Source organism: Mesorhizobium sp. M7A.F.Ca.CA.003.01.2.1 (assembly GCF_003998945.1).
Lineage (GTDB): Bacteria > Pseudomonadota > Alphaproteobacteria > Rhizobiales > Rhizobiaceae > Mesorhizobium > Mesorhizobium ciceri.
This window is the reverse complement of record NZ_RZRA01000402.1, coordinates 1-4,822: the sequence shown is the minus strand read 5'-3', so window position 1 is coordinate 4,822 and position 4,822 is coordinate 1. Positions and strand designations below refer to the sequence as shown.

The 4,822-nt window shown below is 62.3% G+C and carries 5 protein-coding genes; all 5 read left to right on the top strand.

Annotated elements, in window-relative coordinates:
- Positions 1-130 precede the first annotated feature (130 nt).
- Complete coding sequence (locus tag EN969_RS17210) at positions 131-892, top strand: TIGR04290 family methyltransferase (protein WP_013533206.1); 762 nt, start codon at positions 131-133, stop codon at positions 890-892.
- Positions 885-1,817: a hypothetical protein gene (locus EN969_RS17205; RefSeq protein ID WP_063170148.1), complete on the top strand. Its 933-nt coding sequence runs from the start codon at positions 885-887 to the stop codon at positions 1,815-1,817. The genes EN969_RS17210 and EN969_RS17205 overlap by 8 nt, the downstream gene beginning before the upstream one ends.
- Before the next feature lie 7 nt (positions 1,818-1,824).
- The gene (locus tag EN969_RS17200) at positions 1,825-2,973 is read left to right on the top strand and encodes a glycosyltransferase (protein WP_082826655.1); all 1,149 of its coding nucleotides are present in this window, start codon (positions 1,825-1,827) and stop codon (positions 2,971-2,973) included.
- Positions 2,970-3,956, top strand: a complete 987-nt coding sequence (locus EN969_RS17195) for a GNAT family N-acetyltransferase (RefSeq protein WP_063170147.1) — start codon at positions 2,970-2,972, stop codon at positions 3,954-3,956. The genes EN969_RS17200 and EN969_RS17195 overlap by 4 nt, the downstream gene beginning before the upstream one ends.
- A gap of 3 nt (positions 3,957-3,959) precedes the next feature.
- Positions 3,960-4,822 (top strand): class I SAM-dependent methyltransferase (locus EN969_RS17190; protein ID WP_164758309.1); only part of this gene is annotated, 863 nt, incomplete at its 3' end.

Below are 4,822 nucleotides of genomic sequence, written 5' to 3'. Positions count from 1 at the left end.
CCTTCAACGGCTATCGCACGGCTCTTCGGCTGCTCGAAGAGGGCGTCGCATCCGAACAACGCCAAACCGCCATGCTTGTGGGTGGAGCACACCCGCATGTGCCTGTCGTTCCCGGCGAAGGAGCCTGACCATGCTGCATTCCCATGCCGAAATCCGCCGCCGTATCGATGCTCTCGGCCCATGGTTCCACAACATGGAACTGGCCGGTGTCGAAACCGCTCCCAACCATTTTCTCGGCAATTACCCGCTGATCAAATGGCGCAAATTCGCCGAGGCCATTCCCGCGGATCTGACAGGCAAGACGGTGTTGGATATCGGCTGCAATGCCGGCTTCTATTCCATCGAGATGAAACGGCGAGGTGCTGCCCGTGTCCTCGGCATTGATTTCGATGAGGCTTATCTGGCGCAGGCCCGCTTTGCCGCCGAGATCGCCAATTGCGAGATCGAATTCCAGAAACTGTCGGTCTACGACGTCGGCGCCCTGCGCGAAACATTCGATATCGTGCTGTTCATGGGGGTGCTTTATCACTTGCGCCACCCGTTGCTTGCGCTCGACCTTATCCGTGAGCATGTCGCCGGTGATCTGATGATCTTCCAGTCCATGCAGCGCGGCAGCACCGATCTTCCCGAGATGGAAGAGAACTATCATTTCTGGACGCATGACCTGTTCGACCGGCCGGAATTTCCCAAGCTCCATTTCATCGAGCACCGCTATGCCGACGACCCGACCAACTGGTGGATACCCAATCGAGCCTGCACCGAAGCGATGCTGCGCAGCGCCGGTTTCGAGATCGTTCTGCACCCTGAGCAGGAGGTCTATTTCTGCCGGGCCGCAGGCGACCCGGCCAGTGGCGGTCCCGTCTACCCCTCGAAAGGACAGCGCCATGATTGAAGCCGCGATGATCTGGAACGAGCCCAACAACAAATCGCATTGGGATCCCGAGCTCGACCCCGACTGGAGCCGCTTCGCCAGGATGGCAATCCTGGCGGCGGACGCAATCGCATCTGAAAACCCGGCTTTGACCAAAGTGCTCGGTGGCATCTCGCCGATAGACCCGGGATTCATCACCCGCATGAAGGAATTCGGCGTGCTGGATCATGTCGACGCCGTCGCCGTGCACGGCTTTCCGCTCGACTGGAACCTGTGGCAAATCCAGGAATGGCCGCAGAAGATCGGCGAGATCGCGACCGTCACCGACCTTCCCATCTGGGTCAGCGAAGTCGGCGTATCGACCTTCGGCGCCGAGGAAATCCAGGTCTGGGGGCTCAAGCGAACAGCTGAATTGCTGCTCGGCAATGCACCACGCGTCCAGTGGTACAGCCTCTACGATCTTCCGCGTGAATGGGAAGCAACGACGCGTCACCGCGAAGCCGAAGGCTCCTCTTATTACCGTCATTTCCATATGGGGCTGCTGCGCCAGGACGGCACGCCAAAGCCCGCGCTGGAGGAATTCCTGCGCTATACACCCGCAATGGGACTGGTGCAGTGGTTTCATTTCGAAGATCCGCGGCTGGACGACGCTGTCGCCTGGCTGAAGCGGCTGGGTGTCACCAATATGCGTACCGGGCTTTCCTGGGCGGACAGTTTTCGGCCGAATGCGCTGGACTGGTTCGACCGGCAGATGGAAGCACTCGCCGATTTCGACGTGACGGTCACCTTCTGCTTCACACCTCAGCATCGCGGAATGATGCCCCACCACACCAGCCCGCCACTGGTGCCGGAGGAGTTCGCGGAATTCTGCTCAACCATGATCCGCCGCTATGCGCCTGGCATGACATCCGCCTCGCTCCCCACGCGGCGGGCCTCGGCCGCGTGAAATCGTCATGCTGCCCATGCATCAGATGCCGGACTTCGCAACACCACTGACAGGTGGGGATGCGGCGCAGGGCACCGGGACGCAACCGGCCGCGACACTCACCGTCCTCAATGTCGCCTACCCTCTCGCGCCCGTCGGACCCGACGCTGTCGGCGGTGCCGAACAGGTTCTGTCGATGCTCGATCGGGCGTTGGTTCACGCCGGCCATCGATCTATCGTCATTGCTTGCCGTGGCTCCAGCACGAGCGGCACGCTTGTGGAAATACCGGCCGAAAACGGCATGCTCGACGAGGCGGCGAAGCGCCGCGCGCAAGAGGCCCATCGCAAAGCGATCGCCGCTGCCCGCGCCCGATGGCCCATCGATGTGGTTCATCTGCACGGCATCGATTTCGACGCTTATCTGCCCGACGATGGTCCGACCTTGGTGACCCTCCACCTGCCGTTGGATTGGTATCCGGCCGCGGCATTGCGCCCGACGCGTGGCGACCTCTGGCTTCATGCGGTCTCACCCAGCCAGCAGAAAACCGCGCCATCAGGCGCCAGGCTGACGGCACCGATTCCGAACGGCGTCGACATCCAAGCACTGAACCTGCCGCAGCCGAAGCGCGACTTTGCCCTGGTTCTGAGCCGGGTTTGCCCGGAGAAGGGCATTCACCTGGCGCTCGATGCAGCCAAACTAGCAGGCGTTCCGCTGGTCGTCGGCGGTAAGGTCTATCCCTACGAAACGCATACGCGGTACTTTCGCGACGAGGTCCAATCTCGCCTCGATGGCCGCCGCCGCTTCCTTGGCCCGCTCGGCTTCACCGCCAAGCGACGCTTTCTCAACGCAGCGCGCTGTCTGGTCATTCCGAGCCTCGCAGCCGAGACCAGCTCGCTTGTGGCCATGGAGGCCCTCGCCTGCGGGACCCCGGTAGTCGCCTTTCCAAATGGTGCGCTTCCCGACGTCATAGAGCACGGCAGGACGGGCTTTCTCGTCGACACGGTCGACGAGATGGCCCAAGCCATTCTTGCGGCGCCCAGCTTGGATGCCGAGACATGCAGGGCGGAGGCGCGACGGCGATTTTCGCTGGAACGGATGATCTCGTCTTACATGGATGCCTATCAGGCGCTGGCACAGCTTGGCACTGGTCGCCGGCGCTTGGCTGCGACGCCGTGAGCAAAGCGGTGCTGCGCTGCGAAATCATCGGTGACCCCGCGCAGTTCGACGCCTTGACGCCGCACTGGTGGAAACTGTGGCAGCAGAGTCCCTCGGCGACGCCGTTTCAATCTCCCGCCTGGCTGGTGCCATGGTGGCACGCATTCGCACCCGGTGAACTGGCGACAGTCGCGGTCTGGCGCGGCGGCGATCTGGTCGGGCTGGCGCCGCTCTATCTCGAGCACGGGACGGCCGGTTCGAAGCTGCTTCCGGTCGGCATTTCGCTCAGCGACTATCTGGACATCCTGGCTGTCCCTGGGATCGAAGCCGAGGTTGTCGGCATTATCAGCGAGTCGATCTTCTCGATCGGGTGGGCGCAATGGATCTTGTCGGACTTGCCGCAGGACAGCGTCGCCCTTGCGATGAAGCATCCCGAGATGGATCGGCCGACCGCCCATGCCGCCTGCCCCGTGCTCGCCATCGCCGGCGACGAAACGCTGGCAGGCTGCGTCCCCGCAAGACGCAGACGCCAGTTGCGTCGGGCGCGCCAGGCGGCATCAAGATGCGGCCGGATTGCGCTGTCATCGGCAAACGGCAGTCCGCAAACCTTCCTCGATCAATTGATCCGCCTGCACAATGTGCGATGGGCCGAACACGGAGGGGGTGTGTTGGCCAACCCCGCCGTCGAGCAATTCCATCGGCTCTCGCTTCCCTTGCTCGATGCTCATGGTCTGGTGCGATGCTGGCTGCTCGCGATCGATGACAGGACCATCGGTGCCTATTACGGATTTCACCACCGCGGCCGTGCCTACGCTTATCTGGGTGGGTTCGACCCTGCTTATGCCGAGGAGAGCCCGGGCGCGATCCTGATTGGCCACGCAATCGTGGAGTCGATCCGTGAAGATGCGCGCGAGTTCGATTTCCTGCGCGGCCAGGAGGCCTACAAATATGGCTGGGGCGCCGCCGACAGGTGGACGATGCGCAGGGTCTGGACGCGGAGTTGACCCATGAGTGTAACCGCACCGAAAGGCGCCCAGCGCCGGACATCGGTCAGGCTGGCGGTTGAAGACTGCATGGCCGACGGTATTTGCGCCGAAGGTGTTCTCGTCAGGCTGGCGCTCCACCTGCCGCCCACAATTGGGGCAGCGGAATTGGCGGAGGTCGTGCTGAAAGTCCGTCCGGCGGATACCGGCGACGCGGCAAGATTGCGGAAGGTCGCCGGACTGCTGCGCTGCAAACCAGACGTCTTTGCCATGTTGCGAGCGACGGGCGGCGCCGTTCGCCATGAGCGCAATGAGGACGAGACGAATGCCGCTGTCGTCATGCGGCTGGCGTCCAGCTTCGATGCCGCGGCAGCGATTTCGGGAGCCGCGAGTGTCCAACTGGCATCCCTCGGCGATGTGGAAAGGCTCACAGCCACGACCAACGAAATCGTCGCATGGCTGGAAGCCCGAGAATTCACCGGAAGGGAACGGAGCATTCTCGACATCGGTTGCGGCATCGGCCGTTTCGAGCGTGCGCTGTGCAGATCCTTCAAGCGGATGGTCGGTATCGATATATCGTCGCGAATGATCTCCATCGCCTCAGAGCAATGCGCCGCACTCGGCAATGTCGAGTTACGACAAACCTCCGGTCTCGATCTGGCCGATTTCGACGATGCCAGTTTCGATTGCGTGCTGGCGGTCGACAGCTTTCCCTATCTGGTTCTGGCCGGCATGGCAGAGCGGCATTTCGAAGAAATTGCGCGCGTTCTGAAACGGCCGGGCTGGCTCGCCTTGCTGAACTATTCCTATCGCGGATCGCTTTTCTCAGACCGCGACGATATCGGCCGTCTGGCGCAAGCTCATCAATTGCGGGTCCTCATCGACGG

Bases quoted from the DNA above. Each gene is read 5' to 3' on its own strand.
- EN969_RS17210 (WP_013533206.1), top strand. From the start codon at position 131: ATGCTGCATTCCCATGCCGAAATCCGCCGCCGTATCGATGCTCTCGGC.
- EN969_RS17205 (WP_063170148.1), top strand. From the start codon at position 885: ATGATTGAAGCCGCGATGATCTGGAACGAGCCCAACAACAAATCGCAT.
- EN969_RS17200 (WP_082826655.1), top strand. From the start codon at position 1,825: ATGCTGCCCATGCATCAGATGCCGGACTTCGCAACACCACTGACAGGT.